We start from the raw sequence: 24,609 nt of genomic DNA on the forward strand, positions 1-24,609 counted from the left end.
GGATCGCCGGCCGGGGTCGCGACCGCCGCGAGGCTGGTCTGCCGCAGGTCCCGACGCCCCGGCAGGCGGACGAGCGCCGCGAACGGGTTGAAGCGTTCCGCCTCGGCAGCCGTCACCCGCAGGGCGAGGTAGCGGTCGCCCGCGAGGGGAACCGGGAACGGCGCCCAGGTGGCGCGGATGCCGTGGCCGTGCGTCCGCAGGGCGGCCAGCACCCGCGGCTTGATGCAGTCGAGATGGATGTGGAGCTGGTCCTGGCTTCGGCCCCGGGCCGAGTTCACCGCGAGGCCGACCTCCTCCACCGGCACGCGGCCCTTCAGCGGGGCGGATGCGAAGCGCCGGGCCGCGAGGGCGGCGCGCCAGTAGGCGATCCCCCGCGCCCCGCGCAGCACCGGCGCCTCGAGCCCGGCGACCGTGTCCGTCGGCATCACGACGACGTGGGTCGGCTCGCCCGGCGCGCGCAGCACCGCCGTCCCAGGCCGGTCCTTGTCGCCGAGATCGACGTCGAGGCAGGGAAAGGTCCGGTCGGCGAGCCTCTTGGCGAGGACGCAGGTCTTGAGCGCCGCCCAGAGCACGTCCCGGCTCGGATCGCCGGCGGCGCGGGCGGCCGCCGGAAGCGCGGCGAGAACGATCGCGGTCGGCACGATCCAGCGCATGACGTCCCTCCCGGATCCCCGACGCGCCGTCCGCCCGAGGCGGCCGCGATCACCCCCGCCGCGTCGCATCGGCGATCGCGCCTTGCAGCACGGCTTTCGAGCACCCTGCGGGCATGAAAAAACCCGCCACGTCGAGACTGGGCGGGTTGAAGAAATGGTAGCGGGAGAGGGACTCGAACCCCCGACACGAGGATTATGATTCCTCTGCTCTAACCAGCTGAGCTACCCCGCCCCAGCCCGCGGCCGTCTGCTCGGGCAGGCGGCCGGTTCGGAGATCGGCGGTATAGGGAACGGCGGCTTGCGGTGTCAACGCCCTGTTTCGGGATGGAGCCCGGGTTTTTTCGGGACCGGTTTGCGTCGCTTCCGCCGGGCCGCAACGGATCGGGCCGGGGCGGCTTATCGCACTGCGTGTCGTTCGAATGCCGGAACCCAGCGAGGGCCGTTTCCTTGTCAGACCTCCCATCCCAAGCGGCGCGGCCCTCCCGCCGCCATGCCGACCTCGGCGGCGACTTCTTCGACGTGGTCGAGGCCGCGCGCTTTCCCGAGACCATCCTGCGCGTCCGCAACCAGCCCTGGGCCGCGCGCGTCGGCCTCGACGGGCTGTCGGACGCCGAGTGGATCGCGCGGTTCGGCCGGTTCGAGCCCCTGCCCGGCTCGTTCCCGGCGCCGCTGGCCCTGCGCTATCACGGCCATCAGTTCCGCTCGTACAACCCCGATCTCGGCGACGGGCGTGGCTTCCTCTTTGCGCAGCTGCACGACCTGCGCGACGGGCGCCTGCTCGATCTCGCCACCAAGGGCAGCGGCACGACGCCGTGGTCGCGGGCCGGCGACGGGCGCCTGACCTTGAAGGGGGGCGTGCGCGAGGTGCTGGCCACCGCGCTCCTCGAAGCGCAGGGCGTGAACACCTCCAAGAGCTTCAGCCTGATCGAGACCGGCGAGGCTTTGGAGCGCGGCGACGAGCCCTCCCCCACCCGCTCGGCCGTGCTGGTGCGCCTGAGCCACGGCCACATCCGCATCGGCAGCTTCCAGCGCTTCCTGGCGCTCGACGAGCCGGGCAACGTCGCGCGGCTGCTCGATCACACGATCACCACCCACATGCCCGATCTCTGGCGCGAGTCGGTGGCCGAGCGGGCCGTCGCGTTCCTCGCCGAGGTCACGCGGCGGGTCGCGCGGATGGGCGCGCAATGGGCGGCGGCCGGCTTCGTCCACGGCGTGCTCAACACCGACAACATCAACGTCACCGGCGAGAGCTTCGATTACGGCCCGTGGCGCTGGCTGCCGGCCTACGACCCGAACTTCACCGCGGCCTACTTCGACACGCAAGGGCTCTACAGCTTCGGCCGGCAGCCGGAGGCGCTGTACTGGAACCTCGCCCGGCTGGCGGATTGCTTGCTGACGCTGGCGCCGCAGGCGGATCTCGAAGCCGTCCTCAGGGGCTTCGGCCCGGCCCTGCAGGAGGGGTTCGCGGACGCGTTGCTCGCGCGGCTCGGACTCGCCAAGGCGGGCCAAGACGAGACCGATCGCCTGGTCGGGGCGTTCTGGCGCTTCCTGGCCGAGAGCGGCGCCCCGTTCGAGCAGACGTTCTTCGACTGGTACGGCGGGACGGCCAGCGCGGACCGTGCCGCGGCGAGCCCGTCCGCCGCGCTCTATGCCGGCGAGAGCTTCGCGCCGGTGCGCGCGGCCCTGCAGGGCATGGCGCCGGCCGCCGGGGCGAACCTCGCCCACCCCTACTTCGCGCAGACGCGGCCGTGCACGCTGCTGATCGACGAGGTCGAGGCGCTCTGGGCGCCGATCGCGTCGTCCGACGACTGGTCGGTGCTCTCGGACAAGCTCGCGGCGATCGCGCACATGGCGGAGGCCTACGGCACCGCGCCGCTGCCCGTCGGATAGGGGCTCAGCGCTCCTCCTCCTCGCGCCGGCGCGCCTCGGCATGCCCGGCGCGGATGCCGAGGTCGACCATCACGCGGGTGATGCGCAGGCCGAGCCAGAACAGCAGGGCGCAGACGGCGACCGCGGCAGCGATCTTGAGTGGGCTCACGGGCGAAGGTCTCGCGACGGTGGACGATGCGTCCGAGTTAGGGCAGAGGCACGGCGGTGCGCGAGACCTTTCACATCGAAGTCCTCGGCCCCGAGCCGGGCGACGTCCAGACGCGGATCTCGGTGCGCAGCGCCGGGCTCGAGGGCGCGCAGGAACGCGCCTTGCGCCTGTTCGCCCGCGCCCGCGTCCCGCAGCGTTCGGGCGGGCCGGCGGAGGCGGTGCGGGTGATCGACGGCGCCGGGCGCGAGGTGTTCTTCCGCAGCCGCTTCGACGAGCCGGGCTGAGGCCATGCGCAAGGCTCTCGTCGTCCTGGCGCTGCTGGTGCTGGTCCCGGCCCTGTTCGTGCGCAGCTACAGCTTGCCGCCGGCCCCCGACCGGCGCGGCGGCACCACGATCCAGCTGACGCTGCCGAACCGGCCGCTGTTCGGCAGCCCGCGGGCCGACTGCGTCGGCGCGCCCGAGGACGATCCCGTGATCGCCTGCCTGATCGCCTCGGTGAACCGATCGCGGACCGAGGGCGTCGTGCTGCTGTCGCTGCCGTTCTCGCCGACCGCCTACGGCTTGTCCGAGCGGGTCGCGCTCCTCGGCCGGGACGAGGCCGCCGGCAAGGCGCAGCTCGCCCGGATCGCGCGGTTCGGCTGGTAGAGGCGGACCGACCCGGGCTTCCCCATCATGTGGGCGTGATCATTTGGGCTTAGTCATTTGGGCTTGGCCGGCGCGGCCGGCTCCAAGGCGGGCTTGGGCTTGCGCGCCTCCTGCAGGTCCTCGGCCTTCTCCTCGTCGGTGTCGCCCTTCTCGATCGTCTTTTCCGGGTCGGCGGCCAGGGTCTTCACGATCTCCAGAACGCGCTCGCACTCGGTGACGTAGGAATAGGTTTCGAGCACGATCGCCGCGTCGCGCAGCGTGCGCAGGTCGCGCACCGTCTGCTTGTTGGCGGCTTCCTGCAGCTCGCTCTTCCGGGCGATCGTCTCCTCGATCTTGGCGCCCTTCACGTCGCAGGCGGCTTCGACCGGCGTGGCGAGGCCGGCGGCGAGCATCAGGAGGGCGGCGTGAGCGAGGCGCATGCGTCAGGTTTCCGGGCGTCGTGCGTCGAGGGATCGGGATCAGGCGTGGTGGGCGTGGCTGCGCAGGATGTCGTTCGTGAGCGCGACCAGCTGGCTCGGTCGATAGGGTTTCGGCACGAAGATCGATTCGGGGACGGCCTCGCCCTGCGAGAGGCAGGCGCGGCCGCCGGAGGTGTAGACCACCGGGAGCGAGGGGCAATGCGCCCGGGCGGCCCGCGCCAGCGTGATCCCGTTCGTGTTGCGGGCGAGATCGATATCGGTGAAGAGCAGATCGACGGTCTCCCGGGTGAGGATCGCCTCGGCTTCCCAGGCATCCGCGGCGGTCAGGACGCGGTAGCCCTCGTCGAGCAGCGCCTCCGCCGCCAGTTCGCAGACGAACGGCTCGTCCTCCACCACCAGGACGGTGGTGGGCGCGCGGTCGAGGTAGCTCGGCAGGCCGATGGCGGCGCAGGCGAAGGACATCATGACGCAACTCCAACTCACCCGGCGCGGAACGAAGGTCCCGCAGCCGGATCGCAAGACCAACGGGGCCCTGTGCTCCGGCGTTCGCCGTGATTGCATCGAATTGCCGAGGTTTGGTGAGCGAAGCCTTAACCCTGCCCGCCCGCCCCTGGACGAGGCGCTGGGAATGGTTAACCGAGTGTTGACGGAACGCGCACCGGATCGGGTTTCGTGAGCCGGTCCTGGCAGCTCGGCACCGGCCTCGTGCTGACGGCGCTCGCTGGATACGTCGACGCCCTCGGCTTCGTTCGCCTCGGCGGCCTCTACACCTCGTTCATGAGCGGCAACACCACGCAGCTCTCGGTCTTCCTCGGGCACGCCGACTTCGCGCACGTGGTGCTGCCGGCGGTCCTGATCGGCGGGTTCCTCGCCGGCGCGGTCCTCGGCAGCGGGTTGTCGATCCTAGTCCCCTTCCCCTGGGCGACGCCGGCGGTGCTCGGCTACGAGGCCTTGCTGATCCTGGCCGCCCTCGGCGTCGGCCTCGCGATCCCGGAGCTCGGCATCGCCTCGTTCTTCATGGCGGTGGCGATGGGCTCGCAGAACGCCGTGCTGGCGCAGGTGAAGGGGTTTCGCGCCGGCACCACCTTCGTCACCGGAGCGCTGTTCAGCCTCGGGCACAAGATCGCGCAGGCGCTCACCCGCACCGGGCCGCCCTTCGGCTGGGTCGGGGACGGGGCGGTCTGGGCCGCCCTCCTGGTCGGCGCCCTCGCCGGCGCCGTGGCCTATGCCCGCCTCGACCTCTATGCCCTGGTGATCCCGGCGGCGATATCGGGCGTTCTCGCCCTGGTCGCCGCGATCTTCGCGCTCCGCCACCGCGCGATGATGCCCGAGCCGCCCGCCGCCTGATCCCGTTCCGCACCCGTCCTGTCCGCCTTCGTTCCGATCGAGTCGCCCGATGAGCAACACCTCGCTGACCACCCACGTCGCGCCGATCGAGGCGGGCGCCCACGTCGTCGCCGCGCACTTCGTGAAGGACGCGCTGCTGCTGGCGCTCGGCGACGGCACGATCGTCCTGAGCCGCGACGGCACCTCGAGCCGCCTCGCCGCCCATCCCGAGGCCGGCATCCTCGCTGCCGCCGGCGATGCTAACCGCCTCGTCACCGGCGGCGACGACGGGCGCGTCGTGGCGATCGGGGCCGACGGCACCCTGTCCGAGGTCGCCACCGCCAAGGGCGGCGCCTGGATCGATGCGCTGGCGCTGCACCCCGACGGGTCGGTCGCCTACGCCGCCGGGCGCAGCGTGGTCGCCCGCGACGCCAAGGGGCGCGAGCGGACCCTCACCGCCCCCTCCACCGCCCGCGGCCTCGCCTTCGCCCCGAAGGGCTACCGGCTGGCGGCGTCGCACTACAACGGCGTCTCGCTCTGGTACCCGAACCACGAGACCCCGGCCGAGATGGTCGAGTGGAAGGGCTCGCACATCGACGTGACGTGGTCGCCCGACGGGCGCTTCGTCGTCTCGACCATGCAGGAGAACGCGCTGCACGGCTGGCGCCTGCAGCCGGACCGCGGCCACATGCGGATGTCCGGCTACCCGGCCAAGGTGCGCTCGGTGTCGTGGTCGTCGGACGGGCACTGGCTCGCCACCAGCGGCGCGGAGGCCGCGATCGTCTGGCCGTTCGATTCGAAGGAGGGCCCGACCGGCAAGGCCCCGCGGGAGTGCGGGGTGCGCCCGGCCCGCGTCTCGCGCGTCGCGTTCCACCCCAAGGCCCTGGTGCTGGCGATGGGCTACGAGGACGGCTGCATCCTGCTCGTGCGCTTCACCGACGCCTCGGAGCTGCTGGTCCGCCCGGCGGTGAAGGGCAGCGCGATCTCGGCGCTCGCCTGGGACGCGAAGGGCGGGCGGCTGGCCTTCGGATGCGTCGACGGCGCGGCGGGCCTGCTGACCCTGCCGGCCTGAATCCGACCGGGTTCTGGAACTGCCGCCGTCGCCGTGCTCTTCTGCAACGACCATTTCGACGAGGCGATGCCGTGTTCCGTGTCTTCCGCACCCTCGGTCTGGCGCTCGGCCTCCTCGGCGGCGGGCTGGCGGCGCAGGGCCCCGAATTCGCCCAGCAATACGCCCAGCGCCTCGGCGGCGCCCTCGACGAGCTGAAGCGCGAGATCGCGACGCTCGATTCCGACGCCAAGGCCACCGGCAACACCCGCGACGGGGCGGTCGACCGGCTTCGCACCAACCCCGACACCCTGGTCGCGCGGCGGGGCGAGGCGGCGCGCTACGACATCGAGCGGCTCGCCCGGCTTTCGGCGCAGCAGCAGGCGCTGGCCTCGGCCACGAGCCCGCTCGGGCGGCTCGCCGCCGTGATCCGCGACCCGGACGTGCCGCTCGCCCGCGCCACCTACCAGGATTACGACCCGGCGCTGCCGACCACGACGGACGGGGTGGTGGCCGGGCTGCTCGGGTTCCTCGCCGCCTGGGGCGGCTGGCGCGTGCTGTCCGACGTCGGTCGCCGCGTGGTCCGCCGCCGGCCGCGGACAGAGGTCACGACCGCCTGAGGCGGGCGACGTCGGCGCCCCTGTGTGGCCGGGCGTCTACAGCTCCTAGCGCGCGGCTTGCTTAAGCGGGAAGGCAAGGACGGGCGCGGCCGGGTTTCCCGGGCACGTCGCCGTCACGCTGGTTTCGAGTCGCACCATGGCGCGCCCATCCACCCAGACGATCGACCCGGCGCTCGATGCGGCCGCGCTCCTGCGCCGCGTCGGGTTCTTCGGGCTGTTCGTGATCGTGCCGGTGGTGGCGCAGGTGGCGCGCCGCGCCACGGTGATCCTCGCCCCGATCGCGGTCGCGCTGCTGATCATCGCCAGCGCCATCGACGGGCGCCAGCGCCCGCTGCTGTCGGGCAGCGCCCGGCTGCTGCGCGCGCCGGCCTTCCTCGCCGGCCTGCTCGTGCTGGTGTGGATGGCGCTGTCGCTGGTCTGGACGCCGTTCCCCGGCGCCGCCTCCGAGCGCTTCGCCAACCTCGTCGCGACGATCCTGCTGACGCTCGCCGGCTACATGGCGCTGCCGGACCGGATGCGCTCGGCCAACCTCTACCTGCTGCCGCTCGGCGTCACCGCGGCGGCGATCGTCGCCATCGTGCTCGGCCTGTTCGGTGACACCCTGATGCGCGGCGTGCCCGACGACGACAACGCGCTCGATCGCGGCCTCACCCTCCTGGCCTTGCTGCTCTGGCCCTCGGTGGCGTGGCTGCGCTCGCGCCGGCGCGACCGCGAGGCGCTGGGCCTCGCCGTGGTGGTCGCCGTGGCGCTGGCGGTCTCCCCGAACGTCGGGCAGATCGCGGCCCTGGCGATCGGCGCCCTCGCCTTCGCCGTGACGAGCTTCCGGCCGCGCCTCGGCGTCGGCCTCACCGCGGGCCTGGCCGCCGGCCTGCTCGCCGTGGCGCCGCTGCTGCCGTTCCTGGCGCGACCGATCGGCGCCGCCCTGTTCGGGCCGCTCAGCCCCGGCGTGCTGACGCTGAAGAGCTGGCAGCGGATCGTGACCACCGAGCCGGTCCGGCTGATCACCGGCCACGGCTTCGAGACGGCGCTGCGCGGCCGGGTCTTCGGGTTGATCCCGGTGAACGCCCCGAGCACGGCGCTGTTCGCCATGTGGTACGAGCTCGGCGTCGTCGGGGCGCTCGCCGCCGCCTTCGCCCTCTACGCCTCGATCCGCCGGGCGGGCCGCGACGTGCCGCTGCTGGTGCCCGGGGCGATGGCGGGCTTCGCCGCCGCCTTCACCATCGCCTGCATCGGCGTCGGGCTCACGGTGGTGTGGTGGCTGACGACGCTCGCCATCACCATCCTGGTCTTCGTCGCGATCGAGCGCGGCCAGTTCCGCACGCGGCGCCCGAAGGTCAGCCGCCTGAAGCTGCCGGCGCCGGGCGAGCCGCCGCGCGCCTGACGGGTCAGAGGTCGGCCGCCGCCTCGATGCCGGCCATGTCGGCGTCCGAGAGCCCGACATGGTGGCCGATCTCGTGGATCAGGACGTGGGCGACGAGGTGGCCGAGCGTCTCGTCGTGCTCGGCCCAGTAATCCAGCAGCGGCCGGCGATAGAGCCAGACCGTGTTCGGCATCTGGCCCGTCACGGTCTCGCCCGCCTGGGCCAGCCCGATGCCGCGGAACAGGCCGAGCAGGTCGAACTCCGAGTCGCACGCCATTTCTGTCAGCGTGTCGTCGTCGGGAAAATCGTCGACGACGATGCGGACGTCCTTCGCCAGCGCCCGGAATTCCGCCGGCAGCGCGGCGAAGGCCGCCTGGGCCAGATCCTCGATCTCGGCGAGGCTCGGCGCCTTGGCGGCGGCGAGGCTCACGCGGCGTCCTTCGCCACCGGGAGGACGCAGCTGCGCAGGAAGCCGGCGAGGTCGTTGGTGATGTGGTCGATATGCACCTCCCGCACTGCCTCCTGCTCGAACGCCTCGCGGTAGGGGTCGATCGCGGCCGGAACCACCAGGACGGTGGCCATCCCCATCTGGTGGGGCACCGCGAGGTTGCGGGCGATGTCCTCGAACAGGGCCGCCCGCGTCGGGTCGACCGCATGCTGCGCGAGGGAACGCTCGTAGGTCGCGCGCTCGGGCTTGGGCACGAAGTCGGCGGCGGCGATGTCGAACACGTCCTCGAAATGGTCGAGGATGCCGAGGCTCTTCGCGACGTTCTCGGCGTGCCTGCGGGAGCCGTTCGTGAGGATCAGCTTGCGCCCGGGCAGCCGCTCGATCGCGTCGCCCAAAGCCGGGTCGAGCCGGATCGTCGCGTGGTCGATGTCGTGGGCGAAGTCGAGGAAGGCGTGCGGGTCGACGTTCTCCTCGACCATCAGCGCCTTCAGCGTCGTGCCGTAGCGGTGGTAGAAATACTTCTGCAGCGCACGCGCCGAGAGCCCGTCGAGGCCGTAGAGCTGCATTACGAACAGCGTGATGCGCTCGTCCACCTGCGGCCACACCATGGCGTCGCTCGGGTAGAGGGTGTTGTCGAGGTCGAACACCCAGGTGTCGACGGCCTCGAAGCCGCGCGCATCCGGGGCCGTCACGTGGCTCTCGCCGGGTATGGTTCTGTTCGAGATGTCCGGTCTCCGAAAATGACCGCGGGGCGCGATGCGGTCGCCCGGGCCGAAGCACGACCCGGGCGCTTTCGATGGTGCGTTCGTCCGTCAGCTTCGGCGGATCAGGGTGCCGGCGCCGTAATCGGTGAAGAGCTCGAGCAGCACCGCGTGGTTGACCTTGCCGTCGAGGATGACGACCGCCTCGACGCCCTGGTCGATCGCGTAGATGCAGGTCTCGATCTTCGGGATCATGCCGCCGGTGATGGTGCCGTCGGCGATGAGTCGCCGGCAATCCTCGACCGTCAGCTCCGGGATCAGGTTCTTGTCCTTGTCGAGCACCCCCGGCACGTCGGTGAGCAGCAGCAGGCGCTTGGCCCGCAGCGCGCCGGCGATGGCGCCGGAGAAGGTGTCGGCGTTGACGTTGTAGGTCTTGCCATCGGCACCGTACGCCACCGGCGCCAGGACCGGGATCAGCTCCGCCTTGAGCACCGCGTCGAGGACGCCGCGCTCGACATGCTCGGGCTCGCCGACGAGGCCGAGGTCCACCGTCTGCATCTCCCGGCTCTCGGGGTCCATCACGGTCTTCGACGCCCGCTTGGCGCGGACCATGTTCCCGTCCTTGCCGCACAGGCCGATCGCCCGGCCGCCCTCGGCCGAGATCCAGCCGACGATCTGCTTGTTGATCGACCCGGCCAAAACCATCTCGACCACCTCGACGGTGGCCTCGTCGGTGACGCGAAGGCCGCCGCGGAACTCGGATTGGATGCCGAGCCGGTCGAGCATCCGGCCGATCTGCGGGCCGCCGCCGTGGACGACGATCGGCTTCACGCCCGACTGCTCGAGCAGCACGATGTCCTCGGCGAAGTCCTCGGCCGCCGAAGCGTCGCCCATGGCATGCCCGCCATACTTGATGACCACGATCTCTTGGTCGTAGCGCTGCATGTGGGGCAGCGCCTGGGCCAGGACTTCGGCACGGACGTGCACGTTGGGCAGTTCGGTCATCGGCATCCTTTCGCGCCGGCATCGCGACGCGCGGGCTTCTACAGGAACGCGGGCGAACCGCGAAACGCGGTCACAGGCCGAGGTCGCTCAGGCCCGGATGGTCGGCCGGGCGCGGTCCTTGCGGCCAGTGGAACTTGCGCTCGGACGCGTCGATCGCGACGTCGTTGATGCTGGCCTCGCGGCGGCGCATCAGGCCCGTTTCGGTGAATTCCCACTGCTCGTTGCCGTGCGAGCGGAACCACTGCCCGGACGCGTCGTGCCATTCGTAGGCGAAGCGCGCCGCGATCCGGTTCTCGTGGAAGGCCCAGACCTCCTTGATCAGGCGGTACTCGCGCTCGCGCTCCCACTTGCGCGTCAGGAACGCGACGATCGCCGGCCGCCCGGTCAGGAACTCGGAGCGGTTCCGCCACCAGCTGTCGGGGGTGTAGGCGAGCGACACCCGCTCGGGATCGCGGGTGTTCCAGGCATCCTCGGCGCCGCGCGCCTTCTTCGCCGCGGACAAGGCGTCGAACGGCGGCAGCGGTGGGCGCGTCTCGGTCATGCTGGAACGGTTTCCTGTTGCCGATGCCCGATTGTTCGCGGGCCGTCGGGCCACGTCAATGCGCCGGATGGCGGCTCAGGCGCCGAGCCCGAGCATCAGGCCGATGTTCTGCACCGCCGCCCCGGAGGCGCCCTTGCCGAGGTTGTCGAGGCGCGCGACCAGCACCGCCTGACGGTGCTCGGCCGAGCCGAACACCCGCAGCTCGAGGCGGTCGGTGTCGTTCAACGCCTCCGGCTCGATCTGCTCCTTGTGCGCGCCGGTGGTGGCGCCGATCACCACCTGCACCAGCGCCTGCCCCGCGTACCAGCGCGCGAGCGCGTCCTCGAGATCGCCGGCGGACGGACGGCCCGGCAACGCGTCGAGATGGAGCGGGATCGAGACCAGCATGCCCTGCCGGAACGCGCCGACGGACGGGATGAAGATCGGCCGGGCGGTGAGCCGGGAATAGGCCTGCGTCTCCGGCAGGTGCTTGTGCGCGAAGCCGAGGCCGTAGAGCAGGAACGGGGCCGCGGAGCCGGCCTCGTAGGCCTCGATCATGCTCTTGCCGCCGCCGCTGTAGCCGCTGACCGCGTTGATGCTGACGGGGAAGTCGGACGGGATCAGGCCGCCCTCGACCAGGGGCCGCAGCAGCGCGATCGCGCCGGTGGGATAGCAGCCGGGGTTGGCGACCCGGCGCGCGGCGGCGATCGCCTCCGCCTGCCCCGGGGCCATCTCGGCGAAGCCGTAGGTCCAGCCCGCCGCGACGCGGTGGGCGGTGCTGGCATCGAGCACGCGGGGGCCGCCGCCGGGCAGCGCGTCGCAGAGCGCCACCGTCTCGCGGGCGGCGTCGTCCGGCAGGCAGAGCACCACGAGGTCGACCTCGGCGAGCAGCGCCCGCTTCACGCCGGCATCCTTGCGGTCGGCATGCGCGATGCTGCGCAGGGTCACCTTGCCGTCGCGCTCCAGGCGCTCGCGGATGCCGAGCCCGGTGGTGCCGGCCTCGCCGTCGATGAACACCGTCGGCTTGTGGTTCTCGCCCGCCATCGTCGTCGCACCCCCGAATCCGGCCGCCGCCGGCGCGTCGTGTCGCGGTGCGGGAGGTGGCCGGTGCGTGCCGGCCTGTCAATGCCGGGCGTCATCAACAGGCCATCGCATCACCGCCGGAACGGGGCCGGCGTGCTCTCGTTGTTGGCAAAATCCACGACGACGGGTGATCGAGCGATGTCCGAGACAGCGAAGAAAACCGACCCCAAGCTTTGGGAGAAGACCAAGGACAAGGTCACGAAGAGCGACAAGGGCGGAAAGGCCGGCCAATGGTCGGCCCGCAAGGCTCAGCTCGCGACCCAGGAATACAAGAAGGCCGGCGGCGGCTATGCCGGCAAGAAGACCGACGACAACCATCTCAAGCAGTGGACCGACGAGGCATGGGACACGAAGTCCGGCAAGGAGAGCGGCAAGACCGGGGAACGCTACCTGCCGAAGAAGGCGCGCGAGGCGGTCTCCGACGAGCAGTACGACCGCTCGACCGAGAAGAAGCGCAGCGACACGGCCAAGGGCAAGCAGTTCTCGAAGCAGCCGAAGGACGTGGCGAAGAAGGCCGCCGCGGCGCGCAAGTCCGCCTCCGGCGAGACCAAGGCCGACCTGATGAAGAAGGCCAAGGCGCAGAAGGTCGCCGGGCGCTCGAAGATGTCCAAGGCCGAGCTGGAGAAGGCCGTCCACGCCTGAAACGGAGTGGTTCGACGGCCTGCTCCATCGGACTCCCTTCGAAGCGCCGCGCGATAAGCGAGCCGGCGGTTCGACCAAACCAAGAAAAAAGGCGGCTCCGCGAGGAGCCGCCTTTTCCTTTGTCCGACCGGGCCGATCAGCGCTTCGAGAACTGGAAGCTGCGGCGGGCCTTCTTGCGGCCGTACTTCTTACGCTCGACCACGCGGCTGTCGCGGGTGAGGAAGCCCTCGCGCTTCAGCGGCGCGCGCAGCTCCGGCTCGTAGTAGGTCAGCGCCTTCGAGAGGCCGTGGCGCACCGCGCCGGCCTGGCCCGAGAGGCCGCCGCCGGCGACCGTGACGGTGATGTCGTACTGGTCGACGCGGTTGGCCACCGTGAGCGGCTGGCGCAGGATCATCCGCAGGACGGGGCGGGCGAAGTACACCTCGACCGCGCGCTTGTTGATGACGACCTTGCCGGTTCCGGGGCGGATCCAGACGCGGGCGACCGCGTCCTTACGCTTGCCGGTGGCGTAGGCGCGGCCCTGGGCGTCGAGCTTCTGGACGTGGACGGGGGCGGCGTGCTCGTTGTCGAGGCCGCCGGCGTTCGACCGGTTGAGGTCGGAGAGGGACTGAAGCGTCGCCATCTTAAGCGCTCACGTTCTTGCGGTTGAGGACGCCGACGTCGAACGTCTGCGGCTGCTGGGCCTCGTGCGGGTGGCTGGTGCCCTTGTAGACCCGGAGGTTGCCCATGATCTGGCGGAACAGCGGGCCGCGGGGCAGCATGCGCTCGACGGCCTTCTCCACGACGCGCTCGGGGAAGCGCCCTTCGAGGATGAACTTGGCCGACCGCTCCTTGATGCCGCCGGGGAAGCCGGTGTGGTGGTAGTACACCTTCTGGACGTATTTGCGCCCGGTGAACTTCACCTTGTCGGCGTTGATGACGATGACGTTGTCGCCGCAATCGACGTGGGGGGTGTAGGCGGGCTTGTGCTTGCCGCGCAGACGCAGGGCGATGATCGAAGCCAGACGGCCGACGACGAGGCCCTCCGCGTCGATCACGATCCACTTCTTGTCGACGTCGGCGGGCTTCAGCGAAAAGGTTTTCATAAGCCGAATTCCGTTGGCGCTCGGTGGTGTATCGAAAAACGAGCCGCCGCCGCGTCGGGGGACGCGGCGGCGTTGGGCGCTGGATAGACGGGCCGAGGTTCGAGGTCAACCCGTTTCACGGGCGCGCATCGTCCGAAAAGCGAAGTTCTGGAAGGGGTTCGGCCTGGTGGTATTAGGATACCGCAAGGCGGGAACCGGTGCTGTTACGCCGGATGCGGACGCAGCGTCTCAATCCGTTCCGCCGCCGCGCGGGGCGATGGTGAACTTCTGCACGCCCTTGGCCGCGAGCACCGGCTTCTTCGCGCTGATGATCCGCGAGTTGACGCCGGTCCAGCCGATCTCGCCGGACAGGCGGCCGTACTCGATCTTCGGGCAGCGGTTCATGATCACGGTGACGCCGCGCGCCTGGGCGCGGGCGGCGGCCGCGTCGTCGCGCACGCCGAGCTGCATCCAGATCGTCTTCGGCAGCGGGTCCAGCGCCAAGGCCTCGTCGACGAGGCCGCCGGCGGCGGCGGAGTTGCGGAAGATCTCGACCATGTCGATCGGTTCGCCGATCTCGGCGATGGACGCGGCCACCGGGCGCCCGAGCAGCGTCTGCCCGGCGAGCCCCGGATTGACCGGCGTGACCGCGTAGCCGCGATCGAGCAGGTACTTCAGCACGATCCAGCTCGGACGCGCCGGATTGGCCGAGGCGCCGACCAGGGCGATGGTGCGCGTCGCCCGCAGCGTGGCGCGAATATGCGCGTCGGCGTAGCGGTCGTGGCGGGTGGCGAGGCCGTCGGGAACCTGGTCGAGGGTCGGGATCATCGGGCTTGGCTTCTTCTTCGGATCGCAGCCCGCTCTGCTTACGGCTGCGCGCGGATCGGGTCGACCCGGTGCACGGTCTCGGGTCGTTCCGGCGGTCGGCCCCCCGGGTGTCGGCCATCGCCGCGCCGGCGGCGGCGGGCCCCGCGCCACGGGTCCACATCGCGCGGGGCATCGCGCGCCGCATTCGGCACCAAGCGCGGCAATTAGGTCGCTTGATTGCCGGGCGTCCCGCGCAACTTTGCTGGCATGAGCCCGCACGTCCCGTCCGCCCCCTCCCCGCCGCCGACCTTGTTCTGCCTGCACTTCCTCGGCGGCAGCGCACGGGAATGGGCGCAGGTCGCCGATCGCCTCGGCGCCGCGGTCGCGTGCGTCCCGATCGACCTCCCCGGCTTCGGCGACGCCGCCGACGTGCCGGGCTACGACGTCGCGGCGATGGCCGATCACGTCGCGGGCAAGATCCGTGCGGCGGCCCCGGCGCGCTGGCTGATCGCCGGGCACAGCATGGGTGCCAAGGTGGCGCTCGCGCTGGCCCGCCGCGCCGAGGACGGCGAGGCGGGGCTGGACGGTCTCTCCGGCCTCGTGCTGCTCGCGGGATCGCCGCCGAGCCCCGAGCCGATGGAAGAGGCGCGCCGCGAGACGATGATCGCCTGGATCGGAGCCGACGCGGCGACCCGGAAGGCGGAAGCCCGGGCCTTCATCGAGAGCAACGTCGGCTCTCCCCTCCCCGCCGAACGCGCCGAAGCCGCGGTCGCCGACGTGCTGCGCGCCGCGCCGGCGGCCTGGCGGACCTGGCTCAGCGACGGAAGCCGCGAAGATTGGTGCGAGCGCATCGGCATCCTGCGCACCCCGGCCCTGATCCTCGCCGGGGGCGAGGACGGCGACCTCGGGCCGGAGGCGCAGGCCGCGCTGATGGCGCCGCATCTCGGTTCATCGCGCCGTGTCACCCTCGACGGCGCCGGCCATCTGCTGCCGATCGAGCGGCCGGACGCGGTCGCCGACCTGATCCGCGCCCATGCGGCCGCACCCGACACGACGTTTGCCGAGACGCCTGTGATCGACGTGGCGTATGCGAGACTCATCGCGTCGGACCGGGTCAACAGCCGCCTGCGCGACGCCTTGCGCGCGCGGGCCGAGCCCGAAGATCCCAGCTATCGACCGCGGGCCCTCGACGCGATCGAGCTCGCGATCCTGCGCGCCCTCGTCGCCCGCGTCCTGCCGCAGGCCGCCGGGATCGACCTCGCCGCCCGCATCGATGCGCGGCTCGCGAGCGGCCAGGGCGACGGCTGGCGGTTCTCCGCCCTGCCGCCGGACGCATCGGCCTACAAGACCGCGCTTCGCAGCCTCGATGCCGCGGCGGGCGCCGACGGTCGGCGCTTCCTCGCCCTCGACGGCGCGGCGCAGGACGACCTGCTCCGGGCGATCGAGAAGGGCGTCCTGCCGGGCGGATCAGCGCTCGGCTTCGCGCCGGAGCAGCTGACCGTCTGGTTCGAGGACTTGCGCGCCGACGTGGTGCGCACCTGGCTCGCCCAGCCGGCGGCGCTCGCCTGGATCGGGTTCTCCGGCATCGGTGCGGGCGGCGACGGTGCGCGGCCGGTGGGCTTCACCAAGATCGGATTAGGCGAGCGCGAGGGCTGGGAGCCCGTCGCGCAGGGTGGGGACGGACGATGAACCTCGATTCGATGACGCGCTACGCGACCGACGAGGTCGTCGATGCGGTGGTGATCGGCACCGGTGCCGGCGGCGCGCCGCTGATGGCGCGCCTCGCCGCCGCCGGATCGCGCGTGGTCGCCCTCGAGGCTGGCCCGAACTTCGACCCCAAGGGCTTCGCCTTCGACGAGACGCTCGCTGACGAGATCTACTGGACCGACGAGCGCCTGAGCGGCGGCTCGACCCCGGAAGCCTTCGGCGGCAACAACAGCGGCACGGGCGTCGGCGGCTCGACCCTGCACTGGGGCGCGTTCTGCCCGCGCGCCGACCAGCGCGATTTGATGATCCGCACCGAGACCGGCGAGGGCGTCGACTGGCCGGTGAGCTACGACGAGCTGCTGCCGTTCTACGAGCGCGTCGAGGCCTTCATCGGCGTCTCCGGCCCGCAGAGCTATCCGTGGGACGCGAGCCGTCGCTACCCCCTCGCGCCGGTGCCCCGCAATGCGTCGGCGCAGATCATGGCGCAGGCCTGCGAGGGTGCGGGCATCCGCGCGACCGATGCGCCTGCGGCCGTGGTCTCCCGCGACTTCGCGCAGGAGGGCGGGGGCCTGCGCCCGGCCTGCATCAATTGCGGCTACTGCCACCAGGGCTGCCGCAACGGCGCCAAGACCAGCATGGACGTGACCTACCTTCCCCTGGCGGTGGCCCACGGCGCCGAGATCCGGTCCGAGGCGCGGGCCCACGGGTTCGAGCGCGATCGCGACGGCCGGATCACCGCGGTGGTCTACCGGCAGGGCGGCGTCGACCGCCGCCAGCGTTGCGCGCAGGTGTTCCTCTGCGCCGGCTCGGTCGAGACCGCGCGGCTGCTGCTGCATACGGGGCTGGCCAACGGCAGCGGGCAGGTCGGGCGCAACTACATGGGTCACGTCGCGACCCAGGTCTGGGGCACGTTCGACGCCGAGACGCGGCCCAACCGCGGCTACCCGTCGTCGCTGATCACCGAGGACATGATCCGGCCGAAGGACGCCGACTTCGCCGGCGGCTACCTCGTCCAGAGCCTCGGCGTCGCGCCGCTGACATTCGCCAACTCGGTGGCCCGCGGCCGCAAGCTCTGGGGCAAGGCGCTCGGCGACTACCTGGCGGACTACAACCACGTCGCCGGCATCGGCATCAACGGCGAGACCCTGCCGTGCGATGCCAACCGGCTGACGCTCTCCGACGAGACCGACGCCCTGGGCATGGGCAAGGCGGCGATCGATTTCGGCTACGGCCACAACGAGGAGCGGCTGAACGCCCACGCGACGAAGCTGATGATCGACCTGTGGACGCGGGCCGGCGCCCGCGACATCTGGGCGCTCGACCGGGTCGCCCACACCATCGGCACCTGCCGCATGGGGCATGACGGCGACGAGGCCGTCGTGGACCCGTTCGGAAAATCCTTCGAGGTCCCGAACCTGTGGATCTGCGACGGCTCCACCTTCCCGAGCTCGCTCGCGGCGAACCCGGCCCTGACCATCATGGCGCTCAGCCTGCGCAGTGCCGAGAAGGTGCTGAGCGGGGCCTGATCCGACGGGGCGCGCCGGCGGCGGGCCCCGTCGGAGCGACCGATCGCGCGACGTCAGGCTGCGATCGCCTCGGGCTTCGGGGCGGGAGCGTCCATGGCCCGCATATAGACGTCGAGCAGCGTCTCGTGCTCGTCGCGCGCATTCTGGTCGAGCTTGCGCAGGCGGATGATCTCCTTGAGGATCTTCACGTCGAGGCCCTCACCCTTGGCCTCGGCGAAGATTTCCTTCTTCGCCTCCATCAGCGCTTTGATCTCCTCGTCGACCCCCTCGACCCGCTCGATGATGGAGCGGATGCGGTCGCCGGCGATCCCAATCGTGTCGGTCATCCAAGAACCTCTGTTCGCGAGAAGCCACGGCCGGCTCGTCGCGCATTGGGGTGAGCGAACGGTTAAGGCGAGACCGCCCCCCGCGCACGAGGGATCTGGATTTTCGGCCGGGGACCGGCTATATCAGGGGTGCGGTTGATGACCGGTTCGTAATAACGTTTCAGGACCCGGAGGGCAGTACTCCGGCGCCTCCACCACGAACGCAGCGGGCGACGCCTGACGGAGCTGCGTTTCTGATGGGGGCGAAATAGGTTCGACTGGGCGGTAAAGGGATCGCGAGTTCAGCTTCACTCCGGTGAGGTACGATGCGACTGTCGGTAGGGACTCGACCGGTTCGACGCGGGCAACCCCCGTTTCGGGCACCTGACCAAATCCTAAATGCCAACGATAACGTTGTCATGGATGCCCGCCTCGCGGCGTAAGCATCTTGCGGTAGGGTAACCGTCGAAACAGAACCCGGGGCTTCGGCCCTGGGACCCACCTTTCCCTTCTCGTCGGCGTTCGCGTGCTCGATGCGCTAGGCCACCCGGCCCGGCATGTGCGCTCGCAGCCCCGCCGTCTCGAGAAACGGCGGGGCCGAGCGCTGCGAAGCCCTCAGCGCTTCTTGTTGGCGTTGTGGTGCCCGACGGCGCAGCCCGCGGCCGCACCCATCTTGCCGTGGCCGGCCATATGGCCCGCGACGCCGCCGACGATGGCACCCTTGATGCAGCCCTTGGCCTCGGCCGCTGCGGATTGGGCGAGCGCGCCGAGGGCGAGCAGGCCGGCGAGGATGGCGATCTTCATGAGCGTTGGTCTCCTTGGATGTGGAGACCGAACGAGCGGGACGCCGACAGCGTTCCGGACTGCTTTTTTCCGGTCTTCGATGCAGGGCCGCCATGCGCGCATCGAGCGACATGAATTGACACCGCGCGAAAACCCGCGACATCACGGGGCTTGATCGCACTGACACAGGAAGGCGCACGTGGCTCGTCCCGAACTCGGTACCAAACGGATCTGCCCGACGACCGGCAGGAAGTTCTATGACCTCGGTCGTGATCCGGTGGTTTCCCCCTATTCCGGCGAGGTCGTCCCGACCGCCGCCCTCACCCCCTTCGCCAGCCGGTCCGCGCCGATCGCCGCCCGCAAGGATCCGGTCGCCGACGACGACGAGGCCGATGCCGCCGGTCCGGAACTGGTCTCCCTTGACGAGGTCGAGGCCGAGGAGACCGAGAAGGATACCGACACGGACACCGAGGGCGACGACGTCATCGAGCCGGATGCCGACGGCGAAACCGCCGACGACGACACCCTCGTGGTCGACGACGAGGACGACGACACCACCGATCTCGTCGACGTCGAGGAAGACGACGACGATTGAGCGTTCGCGACGGGTCGGGTCGGCTCGATCCCCGCGATAGGATCCGGCTCGATGCACCCCCGGTGCGTCGAGCCGATCGCATGTCGGGATGAGCGATCGTCGGCGTCCTCCTAGGAACGTGTCCGAAACGACGCCTCGGCCAAGAAAAAAGGGCCCCCTGCGGAGCCCTCGCTTCGTTCGTCGATCATTCCACGAAAGCGGAATGGTGGGCGCGACAGGGATCGAACCTGTGACCCCTTCCATGTCAAGGAAGTGCTCTCCCGCTGAGCTACGCGCCCTCGCCGAAGCCGTTTCGCTTCGGTGTGGGGGGCCTATAGCCTCCGCCGTTCGGTGGCGCAAGCCGCATTGGACGATTGAGGCCGCGAAGCCTGCCAACTGAGACGGCCGCCTGTCCGCTCGCCCGGTCTGGCGGCGCTGCAACGACCACGGAAATGCGCTATGGCGCGGTCCCGGGCGGCGCGCGACGCCTCGCTCAGGACTGGGCCCGGAGCACGGGCGCGGCAGCGATGGAACATGCGGTTCTTGATCGACTACGACAACGGCGACGTGATCCGCGGCTGGATCGTCCCGGACAACCCTCTGGCGGTGAGCCGGGTCGTGGTCTCCGTCGAGGGCCGGCGGTTGGCTGAGGTCGCGGCCACGATCACCGAGCCTGCCTTCCAGCACAACGGCTGGCACTCGACCGGGCAATGCGTCTTCGAGCTGCGGGACGCCGAGGTGCCGGGCCTCTCGACGATGCCGGTCCTCGAACTCTACGACGCCGACACCAACGTGCTGGTCCACCGGCGCGTGCCGCGCGAGCGCCTGATCGACCGGCGGGTGCTCCTGATCAACACCGGCATCCACTCCGAAGTCGGCCTGCAGAACGCGCTGTTCCCGTACTTCCAGCAATCCTACTTCGGCATCCACAAGCTGTCCGACGAGATCGTGAGCAGCGTTCTGGGAAACATGACGCCGACGTCTCAGCTCCTGTCCGGCGCGCTGGTGGTGCCGCGCTACGAGCAGTACTTCCCACCCGAGCGCATGCTGTCGGCGATTCTGGTCCAGGACCCGTACGTCGAGATGGCGACGCGCATGCTGTGGCTGAAGGCGCGGACCGCGGCCGAGGAGGATGCCGGCTGGCGGATCGGCCGCTACGCCGAGGCGGCCCTGTTCGTCGACGCGTACGATTACGCCGACCCGAAGAGCCTGAAGCGCTTCTTCCGGATGCTCCCGGAGCCGGCCTATCACCTCCTCTACAATCCCCTGTCCCGCCAGCTCGGCACGCGCCTGCCCGACGACCGTCTGCACCCCGGCAATTCCATCGTCGCGATCGAGATCCTCGCGCGCCTCGGCATCGTCGGGCACAGGACCTACTTCAAGGCCTTCGCCTCCACCCTGTTCGACCAGATCGGGCTGGAGGGCATTGTGCCGATGCCGGCGCCGGTTCCGATCTCGAACGAGGCGCTGGCCTTGGCCGAGCGCCTCCGCGCGGTGAAGGCGGTCGCCGACATGCTGGTGTTCGACATCGCCATGTCGGACGCGGTGCTGATGTCCCTCGCCAAGAGCTGGAATAACTGAGGTGTCGGAGATCGAGGCTACCGTCCTCGGACGCGGACCGACGCGGACGCTCGCGATGCAACGCGACGCGGACGGGCTGCGCCTCGACCTTGCAGGGTTAGGCCTCGACGGGGCCTGGGTGACCATCACGCTGTACGACGACCCGGCCGCCCCCCGCGAGGCACGCCCGCTGATGAGCCTCGTCGTCACCGACGATGCCCGGCCCGGCGTGCCGCTCGCCGACGAAGCCATCGGCGGCGGCGTCTCCGCCTGGACCGGCCAGGTCCCGGCCGCGATCCGCGCCCTACGGATAGCGAACCTCGCCGGCGGCAGGCCGCCGCATCCGAGCCGGATCACCATTCGACGCCGCACGCGTCCGGCCCTGGTCGCCCGCGCCTTCGCGCGTGCTCCTGGGCTCGCGGTGCAGGCCGTGTACTGGCGCAGCCTCGGCAAACGGCTGCGCGGGCGCGGGTTCCTCGATCGGGCGCTGCGGTACCGGACCGAGAGCGGCTATGCCGCTTGGATCCGGCGAGCCGACACCCTGGACCCGGCCGAGCGCCGCCGCATCCGGGCGGAGGTCTCGGCCTGGGAAACGCCGCCGCTGATCTCGATCCTGATGCCGGTCTACGATCCGGCTCCGAAGGTCCTGCGCACGGCGCTGCTTTCGGTCCAGGCCCAGCTCTATCCGCATTGGGAGCTCTGCGTCGTCGACGACGCCTCGACCGACCCGGCGGTCCCGAGGCTGCTCGAACGGTTCGCCGCTTCCGATCCCCGGATCCGCGTGGCGCGCCGGTCGGAGAACGGGCACATCGCCCGCGCGACCAACGACGCGCTGGCGGCGGCGCAGGGCCCGTTCTGCGCCTTCCTCGACCACGACGATGCGCTCCCCGCCCATGCCCTCTACGAGGTTGTCCGGGCGATCCGCATCGATCCCGACCTCGTTCTGATCTACAGCGACGAGGACAAGATCGATCGCCGCAGCAACCGCTTCGAGCCGCACTTCAAGGCCGACTTCGATCGCGAGCTGCTGTACGGGCAGAACTACATCAACCACCTGACCGTGATCCGCACCGAGGCCCTGCGCGCCGTCGGGGGCCTGCGCCCCGGCTTCGAGGGCAGCCAGGATCACGACCTGCTCCTTCGCCTCACCGACGGGCTCGATCCCGCCCGGATCCGGCACATCCCGGCGGTGCTGTATCACTGGCGGGCGGCGGGCGGTTCGGGCACCTTCTCTGACCGGGCGCTCGCCCGCGCCGAGGCGGCCCGCCTCCAGGCGCTCGCCGAGGTCGTCGCCCCTTGGGGCGGCCGGGCCGAGCGTGGGCCCGCAGGCTTCAACCGGCTGGTGCGCCCCCTCCCCGATCCTGTACCCCGTGTCTCGGTGATCATCCCGACGCGGGACCGTGCCGAGTTGCTGCGCGTGACCCTCGACGGCCTGTTCGGTCGGACCGCTTATCCGGCGATCGAGGTCATCGTCGTCGACAACGACAGCCGGGAGCCCGAAACCCACGCCCTGTTCACACGATACCGGGACGATCCGCGCCTGCGTGTCCTCCCGGTTCCCGGCGCGTTCAACTTCTCGGACCTGTCGAACCGCGGGGCGGCGGCCGCGACGGGTTCGGTGCTGCTCTTCCTCAACAACGACGTCGAAGTGATCGAGCCGGGCTGGCTCCGGGAGCTGGTGTCGATCGCGCTCGCGCCCGACATCGGCGCGGTCGGCGCCAAGCTGCTCTACCCGGACGGGACGCTGCAGCACGGCGGCGTGATCCTCGGGATCGGGGGCGTCGCCGGTCACAGCCATCTCGGGCTCGACGGTACCGAGCCCGGCTATTTCGGGCGGATGACGATGGCGCATGAGGTTTCGGCGGTCACGGGGGCGTGCCTCGCAATGCGCGCCGACGTCTTCGCCGCCCTCGGCGGCTTCGACGCCGAGGATCTCAAGGTTGCCTTCAACGATGTCGACCTCTGCCTGCGCGTGCGCGCGGCCGGCTACCGGATCGTGTGGACGCCCTTCGCCGCCCTTGTCCACCACGAGTCGAAGAGTCGCGGTCCGGAGGACACGCCGGAGAAGTGGGCGCGGTTCGAGCGCGAGACGGCGGTGATGCAGGCGCGCTGGGGCGCGCGACTGCGCGCCGATCCCTACTACAACATCAATCTGTCACGGATTTCCGGGCATTACCGGCTCTGAGCCGTGGCCGGGATCGTGGGCCGTGCGAGAAGACGACGCAGGTCTGCGGCCTTCCCCCGCACGCGTTCCGATGCGGGCGCTCTCCGGCCTGTTCCCTGGACGTCCGATCCGGGGTAATGCTGCAGTGCAATCGGCGATCGCACCCGAGCCGACGACGGAGGTTGCATGCGGATCGTCATGGTCGGGTCGGGGTATGTCGGCCTCGTCTCCGGGACCTGCTTTGCCGATTTCGGGCACGAGGTGGTGTGCCTGGACAAGGACCCGGCCAAGATCGAGGCGCTGCGCGCCGGTCGCATGCCGATCTACGAGCCGGGCCTCGAGGCGCTGGTCGCCGAGAACGTGCGCAGCGGCCGGCTCGGCTTCGGGCTGGACCTCGCTGCGGCGGTGGCCGAGGCGGATGCGGTGTTCATCGCGGTCGGCACGCCGTCGCGCCGCGGCGACGGGTTCGCCGACCTGAGCTACGTCTACGCGGCCGCCCGCGAGATCGCCGCCGCGCTCACCGGCTACACGGTGATCGTCACCAAATCGACGGTGCCGGTCGGCACCGGCGACGAGGTCGAGCGCATCATCTGCGAGGCGCGGCCCGATGCCGCCTTCGGGGTCGTGTCCAACCCCGAGTTCCTGCGCGAGGGAGCGGCGATCGACGACTTCAAGCGGCCCGACCGCATCGTCATCGGCACCGACGACGCGCGCGCCGAAGGCGTGATGCGCGAGGTCTACCGGCCGCTCTACCTCAACGCCGCGCCGATCCTGGTCACCGGACGGCGCACGGCCGAGCTGACCAAGTACGCCGCCAACGCGTTCCTGGCCACCAAGATCACCTTCATCAACGAGATCGCCGACCTGTGCGAGCAGGTCGGTGCCGACGTGCAGGAGGTCGCTCGCGGGATCGGCCTCGACAACCGCATCGGCGCGAAGTTCCTGCATGCCGGGCCGGGCTACGGCGGCTCGTGCTTCCCCAAGGACACGCTGGCCCTGGTGAAGACCGCGCAGGATGCCGGGACGCCGATGCGGCTGGTCGAGACGGTGGTCTCGGTCAACGACCAGAGGAAGCGCGCAATGGCGCGCAAGGTGATCCAGGCCTGCGGCGGCTCGGTGCGGGGCAAGACGATCGCGCTGCTCGGCCTCACCTTCAAGCCCAACACCGACGACATGCGCGATGCGCCCTCGCTCGCCATCGTCGCGGGGTTGCAGGATGCCGGCGCCACCGTGCGCGCCTACGATCCCGAGGGGATGGAACAGGCCCGCCCGCTCCTGCCCGACATCGCCTACGCCGAGGATCCCTATTCCTGCGCGGAGGGCGCCGACGCCCTGGTGCTGGTGACCGAGTGGAACGCGTTCCGGGCGCTCGATCTCGAACGCCTGCGCGCCACCATGGCCGAGCCGGTCCTCGTCGACCTTCGCAACGTCTATCGCGTGCAGGATGTCGAGCGCCTCGGCTTCCGCTACGCCGGCGTGGGGCGTGCGTCCGATCGCCGAGCGCGGCTGGATTGAGCCGGCAATCCGCGCCTCGCGATGGCGATCGCATCGCCGACCTGGGGACAGGCGGCACGTCGCTGCGACGTGCGGCAATGATGCAGCGGTCTCAAC

28 protein-coding genes, 2 tRNA genes and 1 other RNA gene are annotated in these 24,609 nt (G+C 70.8%); 15 read left to right on the forward strand and 16 right to left on the reverse strand.

Annotated features, from left to right (window positions below):
• Positions 1–653 (reverse strand): CDP-diacylglycerol diphosphatase (locus MKK60_RS17410; protein WP_243987716.1); only part of this gene is annotated, 653 nt, incomplete at its 3' end.
• Between the two features lie 155 nt (positions 654–808).
• A tRNA-Met gene (locus MKK60_RS17415) sits at positions 809–885 on the reverse strand.
• Positions 886–1,100: 215 nt separating this feature from the next.
• Between MKK60_RS17415 and MKK60_RS17420 the strand changes: the two genes are divergently transcribed.
• Positions 1,101–2,543, forward strand: a complete 1,443-nt coding sequence (locus tag MKK60_RS17420; RefSeq protein WP_243987718.1) for a protein adenylyltransferase SelO — start codon at positions 1,101–1,103, stop codon at positions 2,541–2,543.
• Between the two features lie 4 nt (positions 2,544–2,547).
• On the opposite strand, the gene MKK60_RS17425 is transcribed toward MKK60_RS17420, so the two are convergent.
• A complete protein-coding gene (locus MKK60_RS17425) occupies positions 2,548–2,691 on the reverse strand; it encodes a hypothetical protein (protein WP_187274659.1) in 144 nt (47 codons plus the stop codon).
• A gap of 56 nt (positions 2,692–2,747) precedes the next feature.
• On the opposite strand from MKK60_RS17425, the gene MKK60_RS17430 reads away from it, so the two are divergent.
• Together MKK60_RS17430 and MKK60_RS17435 are read left to right on the forward strand one after the other, a co-directional pair.
• Positions 2,748–2,975 (forward strand): hypothetical protein, encoded by a 228-nt coding sequence (locus MKK60_RS17430; RefSeq protein ID WP_147844422.1) that lies wholly within the window; start codon positions 2,748–2,750, stop codon positions 2,973–2,975.
• A 4-nt stretch (positions 2,976–2,979) separates the two neighbouring features.
• Positions 2,980–3,336: a hypothetical protein gene (locus MKK60_RS17435; RefSeq protein WP_147728010.1), complete on the forward strand. Its 357-nt coding sequence runs from the start codon at positions 2,980–2,982 to the stop codon at positions 3,334–3,336.
• A gap of 53 nt (positions 3,337–3,389) precedes the next feature.
• Here MKK60_RS17435 and MKK60_RS17440 read toward each other — a convergent pair whose 3' ends face one another.
• Entirely contained in the window at positions 3,390–3,755 is a 366-nt protein-coding gene (locus MKK60_RS17440) for a photosystem reaction center subunit H (protein WP_147728009.1), read from the reverse strand.
• A gap of 39 nt (positions 3,756–3,794) precedes the next feature.
• Positions 3,795–4,220 (reverse strand): response regulator, encoded by a 426-nt coding sequence (locus MKK60_RS17445; RefSeq protein WP_243987720.1) that lies wholly within the window; start codon positions 4,218–4,220, stop codon positions 3,795–3,797.
• 207 nt (positions 4,221–4,427) lie between these two features.
• On the opposite strand from MKK60_RS17445, the gene MKK60_RS17450 reads away from it, so the two are divergent.
• From MKK60_RS17450 to MKK60_RS17465, 4 genes are all read left to right on the forward strand, one after another.
• On the forward strand, positions 4,428–5,102 hold the full coding sequence (locus MKK60_RS17450; RefSeq protein WP_243987722.1) for a YoaK family protein: 675 nt from the start codon (positions 4,428–4,430) through the stop codon (positions 5,100–5,102).
• 49 nt (positions 5,103–5,151) lie between these two features.
• On the forward strand, positions 5,152–6,153 hold the full coding sequence (locus MKK60_RS17455) for a WD40 repeat domain-containing protein (protein ID WP_147728007.1): 1,002 nt from the start codon (positions 5,152–5,154) through the stop codon (positions 6,151–6,153).
• A 71-nt stretch (positions 6,154–6,224) separates the two neighbouring features.
• Positions 6,225–6,749, forward strand: a complete 525-nt coding sequence (locus MKK60_RS17460) for a DUF2937 family protein (protein WP_147842044.1) — start codon at positions 6,225–6,227, stop codon at positions 6,747–6,749.
• A gap of 136 nt (positions 6,750–6,885) precedes the next feature.
• Complete coding sequence (locus MKK60_RS17465; RefSeq protein ID WP_243987724.1) at positions 6,886–8,130, forward strand: peptide ABC transporter permease; 1,245 nt, start codon at positions 6,886–6,888, stop codon at positions 8,128–8,130.
• 4 nt (positions 8,131–8,134) lie between these two features.
• Here the strand turns inward: MKK60_RS17465 and MKK60_RS17470 are convergent, their stop codons facing one another.
• The 5 genes from MKK60_RS17470 to argC all read right to left on the reverse strand — a co-directional run bounded on the left by MKK60_RS17470 (position 8,135) and on the right by argC (position 11,827).
• Positions 8,135–8,539 (reverse strand): metallopeptidase family protein, encoded by a 405-nt coding sequence (locus tag MKK60_RS17470; protein ID WP_147727767.1) that lies wholly within the window; start codon positions 8,537–8,539, stop codon positions 8,135–8,137.
• A complete protein-coding gene (locus tag MKK60_RS17475) occupies positions 8,536–9,249 on the reverse strand; it encodes a pyrimidine 5'-nucleotidase (protein ID WP_243987726.1) in 714 nt (237 codons plus the stop codon). Before MKK60_RS17475 ends, MKK60_RS17470 begins: the two co-directional genes overlap by 4 nt.
• A gap of 120 nt (positions 9,250–9,369) precedes the next feature.
• Complete coding sequence (gene argB / locus MKK60_RS17480) at positions 9,370–10,263, reverse strand: acetylglutamate kinase (protein ID WP_147727765.1); 894 nt, start codon at positions 10,261–10,263, stop codon at positions 9,370–9,372.
• A 70-nt stretch (positions 10,264–10,333) separates the two neighbouring features.
• Complete coding sequence (locus MKK60_RS17485; RefSeq protein ID WP_147858225.1) at positions 10,334–10,804, reverse strand: DUF1348 family protein; 471 nt, start codon at positions 10,802–10,804, stop codon at positions 10,334–10,336.
• Between the two features lie 75 nt (positions 10,805–10,879).
• Positions 10,880–11,827, reverse strand: coding sequence for an N-acetyl-gamma-glutamyl-phosphate reductase (argC, locus tag MKK60_RS17490; RefSeq protein ID WP_243987733.1), 948 nt, complete (start codon positions 11,825–11,827; stop codon positions 10,880–10,882).
• A gap of 177 nt (positions 11,828–12,004) precedes the next feature.
• On the opposite strand from argC, the gene MKK60_RS17495 reads away from it, so the two are divergent.
• A complete protein-coding gene (locus MKK60_RS17495; protein WP_243932519.1) occupies positions 12,005–12,508 on the forward strand; it encodes a hypothetical protein in 504 nt (167 codons plus the stop codon).
• Positions 12,509–12,644: 136 nt separating this feature from the next.
• Here MKK60_RS17495 and rpsI read toward each other — a convergent pair whose 3' ends face one another.
• From rpsI to MKK60_RS17510, 3 genes are all read right to left on the reverse strand, one after another.
• A complete protein-coding gene (gene rpsI, locus MKK60_RS17500) occupies positions 12,645–13,130 on the reverse strand; it encodes a 30S ribosomal protein S9 (protein ID WP_147842051.1) in 486 nt (161 codons plus the stop codon).
• A gap of 1 nt (position 13,131) precedes the next feature.
• Positions 13,132–13,593: a 50S ribosomal protein L13 gene (gene rplM / locus MKK60_RS17505; RefSeq protein ID WP_147750196.1), complete on the reverse strand. Its 462-nt coding sequence runs from the start codon at positions 13,591–13,593 to the stop codon at positions 13,132–13,134.
• Between the two features lie 228 nt (positions 13,594–13,821).
• Positions 13,822–14,400, reverse strand: a complete 579-nt coding sequence (locus tag MKK60_RS17510) for a CoA-binding protein (protein WP_243987734.1) — start codon at positions 14,398–14,400, stop codon at positions 13,822–13,824.
• 246 nt (positions 14,401–14,646) lie between these two features.
• Between MKK60_RS17510 and MKK60_RS17515 the strand changes: the two genes are divergently transcribed.
• A complete protein-coding gene (locus tag MKK60_RS17515; protein ID WP_243987736.1) occupies positions 14,647–16,068 on the forward strand; it encodes an alpha/beta hydrolase in 1,422 nt (473 codons plus the stop codon).
• Positions 16,065–17,612, forward strand: coding sequence for a GMC family oxidoreductase (locus MKK60_RS17520; RefSeq protein WP_243987738.1), 1,548 nt, complete (start codon positions 16,065–16,067; stop codon positions 17,610–17,612). The genes MKK60_RS17515 and MKK60_RS17520 overlap by 4 nt, the downstream gene beginning before the upstream one ends.
• A 53-nt stretch (positions 17,613–17,665) precedes the next feature.
• Here the strand turns inward: MKK60_RS17520 and MKK60_RS17525 are convergent, their stop codons facing one another.
• Entirely contained in the window at positions 17,666–17,938 is a 273-nt protein-coding gene (locus MKK60_RS17525) for a DUF2312 domain-containing protein (RefSeq protein WP_243987740.1), read from the reverse strand.
• A 92-nt stretch (positions 17,939–18,030) separates the two neighbouring features.
• Here MKK60_RS17525 and ssrA point away from each other — a divergent pair.
• Positions 18,031–18,402, forward strand: a transfer-messenger RNA (tmRNA) gene (gene ssrA / locus MKK60_RS17530).
• Between the two features lie 130 nt (positions 18,403–18,532).
• Here the strand turns inward: ssrA and MKK60_RS17535 are convergent.
• Positions 18,533–18,721, reverse strand: a complete 189-nt coding sequence (locus tag MKK60_RS17535; protein ID WP_243987742.1) for a hypothetical protein — start codon at positions 18,719–18,721, stop codon at positions 18,533–18,535.
• A gap of 178 nt (positions 18,722–18,899) precedes the next feature.
• Here MKK60_RS17535 and MKK60_RS17540 point away from each other — a divergent pair, with 178 nt between their 5' ends.
• Positions 18,900–19,295, forward strand: a complete 396-nt coding sequence (locus MKK60_RS17540) for a TIGR02300 family protein (RefSeq protein WP_147842056.1) — start codon at positions 18,900–18,902, stop codon at positions 19,293–19,295.
• 203 nt (positions 19,296–19,498) lie between these two features.
• Here MKK60_RS17540 and MKK60_RS17545 read toward each other — a convergent pair.
• A tRNA-Val gene (locus MKK60_RS17545) sits at positions 19,499–19,573 on the reverse strand.
• 235 nt (positions 19,574–19,808) lie between these two features.
• Here MKK60_RS17545 and MKK60_RS17550 point away from each other — a divergent pair.
• From MKK60_RS17550 to MKK60_RS17560, 3 genes are all read left to right on the forward strand, one after another.
• Entirely contained in the window at positions 19,809–20,855 is a 1,047-nt protein-coding gene (locus MKK60_RS17550; protein WP_243987751.1) for a hypothetical protein, read from the forward strand.
• Between the two features lie 55 nt (positions 20,856–20,910).
• On the forward strand, positions 20,911–23,019 hold the full coding sequence (locus MKK60_RS17555) for a glycosyltransferase family 2 protein (RefSeq protein WP_243987753.1): 2,109 nt from the start codon (positions 20,911–20,913) through the stop codon (positions 23,017–23,019).
• Between the two features lie 165 nt (positions 23,020–23,184).
• Complete coding sequence (locus MKK60_RS17560; protein ID WP_243987755.1) at positions 23,185–24,513, forward strand: UDP-glucose dehydrogenase family protein; 1,329 nt, start codon at positions 23,185–23,187, stop codon at positions 24,511–24,513.
• Positions 24,514–24,609 lie beyond the last annotated feature (96 nt).

The sequence above is a fragment of the Methylobacterium sp. J-092 genome (assembly GCF_022829325.1).
Taxonomy (GTDB): domain Bacteria; phylum Pseudomonadota; class Alphaproteobacteria; order Rhizobiales; family Beijerinckiaceae; genus Methylobacterium.

What these genes read in the sequence shown, in the direction of transcription:
- MKK60_RS17435 (WP_147728010.1), top strand. Translation starts at nt 2,980, where the DNA reads ATGCGCAAGGCTCTCGTCGTCCTGGCGCTGCTGGTGCTGGTCCCGGCC.
- MKK60_RS17440 (WP_147728009.1), bottom strand. Translation starts at nt 3,755, where the DNA reads ATGCGCCTCGCTCACGCCGCCCTCCTGATGCTCGCCGCCGGCCTCGCC.
- MKK60_RS17445 (WP_243987720.1), bottom strand. Translation starts at nt 4,220, where the DNA reads ATGATGTCCTTCGCCTGCGCCGCCATCGGCCTGCCGAGCTACCTCGAC.
- MKK60_RS17455 (WP_147728007.1), top strand. Translation starts at nt 5,152, where the DNA reads ATGAGCAACACCTCGCTGACCACCCACGTCGCGCCGATCGAGGCGGGC.
- MKK60_RS17465 (WP_243987724.1), top strand. Translation starts at nt 6,886, where the DNA reads ATGGCGCGCCCATCCACCCAGACGATCGACCCGGCGCTCGATGCGGCC.
- argB (WP_147727765.1), bottom strand. Translation starts at nt 10,263, where the DNA reads ATGACCGAACTGCCCAACGTGCACGTCCGTGCCGAAGTCCTGGCCCAG.
- MKK60_RS17485 (WP_147858225.1), bottom strand. Translation starts at nt 10,804, where the DNA reads ATGACCGAGACGCGCCCACCGCTGCCGCCGTTCGACGCCTTGTCCGCG.
- argC (WP_243987733.1), bottom strand. Translation starts at nt 11,827, where the DNA reads ATGGCGGGCGAGAACCACAAGCCGACGGTGTTCATCGACGGCGAGGCC.
- MKK60_RS17495 (WP_243932519.1), top strand. Translation starts at nt 12,005, where the DNA reads ATGTCCGAGACAGCGAAGAAAACCGACCCCAAGCTTTGGGAGAAGACC.
- rpsI (WP_147842051.1), bottom strand. Translation starts at nt 13,130, where the DNA reads ATGGCGACGCTTCAGTCCCTCTCCGACCTCAACCGGTCGAACGCCGGC.
- rplM (WP_147750196.1), bottom strand. Translation starts at nt 13,593, where the DNA reads ATGAAAACCTTTTCGCTGAAGCCCGCCGACGTCGACAAGAAGTGGATC.
- MKK60_RS17510 (WP_243987734.1), bottom strand. Translation starts at nt 14,400, where the DNA reads ATGATCCCGACCCTCGACCAGGTTCCCGACGGCCTCGCCACCCGCCAC.
- MKK60_RS17515 (WP_243987736.1), top strand. Translation starts at nt 14,647, where the DNA reads ATGAGCCCGCACGTCCCGTCCGCCCCCTCCCCGCCGCCGACCTTGTTC.
- MKK60_RS17520 (WP_243987738.1), top strand. Translation starts at nt 16,065, where the DNA reads ATGAACCTCGATTCGATGACGCGCTACGCGACCGACGAGGTCGTCGAT.
- MKK60_RS17525 (WP_243987740.1), bottom strand. Translation starts at nt 17,938, where the DNA reads ATGACCGACACGATTGGGATCGCCGGCGACCGCATCCGCTCCATCATC.
- MKK60_RS17535 (WP_243987742.1), bottom strand. Translation starts at nt 18,721, where the DNA reads ATGAAGATCGCCATCCTCGCCGGCCTGCTCGCCCTCGGCGCGCTCGCC.
- MKK60_RS17550 (WP_243987751.1), top strand. Translation starts at nt 19,809, where the DNA reads ATGCGGTTCTTGATCGACTACGACAACGGCGACGTGATCCGCGGCTGG.
- MKK60_RS17555 (WP_243987753.1), top strand. Translation starts at nt 20,911, where the DNA reads ATGCAACGCGACGCGGACGGGCTGCGCCTCGACCTTGCAGGGTTAGGC.
- MKK60_RS17560 (WP_243987755.1), top strand. Translation starts at nt 23,185, where the DNA reads ATGCGGATCGTCATGGTCGGGTCGGGGTATGTCGGCCTCGTCTCCGGG.